The sequence below is a fragment of the bacterium genome (genome assembly GCA_040753555.1).
Taxonomy (GTDB): domain Bacteria; phylum UBA9089; class UBA9088; order UBA9088; family UBA9088; genus JBFLYE01.
The window spans coordinates 1-1,568 of the sequence record JBFMDZ010000330.1 but is presented as its reverse complement, the minus strand read 5'-3'; the positions used below and the strand labels follow the sequence as shown (position 1 = coordinate 1,568).

The 1,568-nt window shown below is 32.0% G+C and carries 5 protein-coding genes; all 5 read left to right on the top strand.

The features are described from left to right. Nucleotides 1–174: 174 nt before the first annotated feature. Nucleotides 175–426 carry a type II toxin-antitoxin system Phd/YefM family antitoxin gene (locus tag AB1630_13160; GenBank protein ID MEW6104734.1) on the top strand — a complete coding sequence of 84 codons (252 nt, stop codon included), beginning with the start codon at nucleotides 175–177 and terminating at the stop codon, nucleotides 424–426. Beyond that, the gene (locus AB1630_13155; protein ID MEW6104733.1) at nucleotides 419–688 is read left to right on the top strand and encodes a type II toxin-antitoxin system RelE/ParE family toxin; all 270 of its coding nucleotides are present in this window, start codon (nucleotides 419–421) and stop codon (nucleotides 686–688) included. Before AB1630_13160 ends, AB1630_13155 begins: the two co-directional genes overlap by 8 nt. Continuing rightward, a complete protein-coding gene (locus AB1630_13150) occupies nucleotides 681–926 on the top strand; it encodes a hypothetical protein (GenBank protein ID MEW6104732.1) in 246 nt (81 codons plus the stop codon). Before AB1630_13155 ends, AB1630_13150 begins: the two co-directional genes overlap by 8 nt. Continuing rightward, a complete protein-coding gene (locus AB1630_13145; GenBank protein MEW6104731.1) occupies nucleotides 923–1,297 on the top strand; it encodes a DUF5618 family protein in 375 nt (124 codons plus the stop codon). The genes AB1630_13150 and AB1630_13145 overlap by 4 nt, the downstream gene beginning before the upstream one ends. Nucleotides 1,298–1,375: 78 nt before the next feature. Then, nucleotides 1,376–1,568 (top strand): hypothetical protein (locus AB1630_13140; protein ID MEW6104730.1); only part of this gene is annotated, 193 nt, incomplete at its 3' end.

Below are 1,568 nucleotides of genomic sequence, written 5' to 3'. Positions count from 1 at the left end.
ATATCGGCATTTTTTCCTTTTTTTTAAAGATAAAATTTTAGTTTTTCTCTTTTTGAATAAAATAAAGTGTTAAAAACCTAGGCAGGATTTGTTTCTACAAACTTATGGGTAAGTTCCAGTTTGCTTTCCTTGACACATTGTACAAATTAGTATAATTTAAAAGGGTTAATAATTATGGAAAAGATAGCATCAATATCAGAGGTAAGAAATCACCTGCCAAGCATTGTAAATAAGATTTTATTTACCAATCAAAGGTATATTGTAACAAAACAGGGAAAGCCAGCTATTGTTATGATAAGTCCAGAAGAGCTTGAGACATTAGAGATATTAGCAGATAGGGACTTGATAAAATCTTTGGTAAAGGCAGAAGAGGATATAAAGAAAGGAAGAACTTATTCCCACCAAGAAGTCTTTTTTGATGTATAGGATAGAATATATCAAAGAAGCTTACCAAAAGATAAAGAATCTGGACAAAAAGATAAAGGAGCGATTAAAAAAGGGAATTGAGTTCTTGGCTAAGAACCCGATGAGAGGAAAGAGGCTGACAGGGCCATTAGTAGGAAAATGGTCATATAGGGTTGGTGATTATAGAATAATATACGGAATATATCCTGAAAAACTTGTAATATTGGTTTTATCTATAGGTCATCGCAAGGAAATATGCAAAGGAAGAAAAGGAAATGTCTAAGATTTTCAATCTTTTTAAGGAAGATAAGTTTATTTTAAAGCCAATAGATTACCTATGTGGCATTCTTGTTTTATTTGTTTCTTTTGGGGTTTATTTGCATACCTTAACTCCAACGGTGGGATTTCATGATTCTGGTGAGCTTATCAGCGTTGCTTACACATTAGGCATTGCCCATCTACCAAGTAGAAAATTTTTCTTGCAGAAATTTTTAGAGAAAAGGTATAATCATAGAAAATGAAAGAGGCATTAAGGTATTTAAGCAATGCAAAGGAGATATTAAGAAAGACTCCTATTGAAGATAATAATTATACTGATGTCAAGTATGTCCAGGAGGCATGTGGCACCGCATATCTTGCCATCCTGAAAGCAATAAATGGGTATTTACTAAATAAAGGGCTTTTAAAAAAAGAGCTTCCAAAATCATATGAAGCATATACAAAGGCATTGAGAAAATATGTATCAGTCCATAATGGAAAGCTTTTTAAACAGTTTGATTATCTATACGATGAACTCCACATAGCAGGTTACTATGGAGGCCTTCTTCACAATGTCCATAGGGTTAAAGATGCATTAAAGTCAGCAAAGGATTTTATAGAGAAGATTGGATAAAATTGCCAACCAACAAGCCCTTTTACCCACCAAGTTTTAAAATTGACTTTTTAAGTAAAGAGGGGTATAATTAAGCCGATGAAAAAGAAGAAATATAAGCAAATCAATCAGAATAAAAAAGGCATTTGGATAATTATTCTAGGCAATGCCTTATTGATTTTTGGGTTTTTTCTTTATAAAAATATCCCTTTTTCTATTTGGAAGGTCTTTTTTCTTATCTTTTTAATAAGCACATTTGCCTTTTTTAATGCCCAATGGCTTAATTTAAACA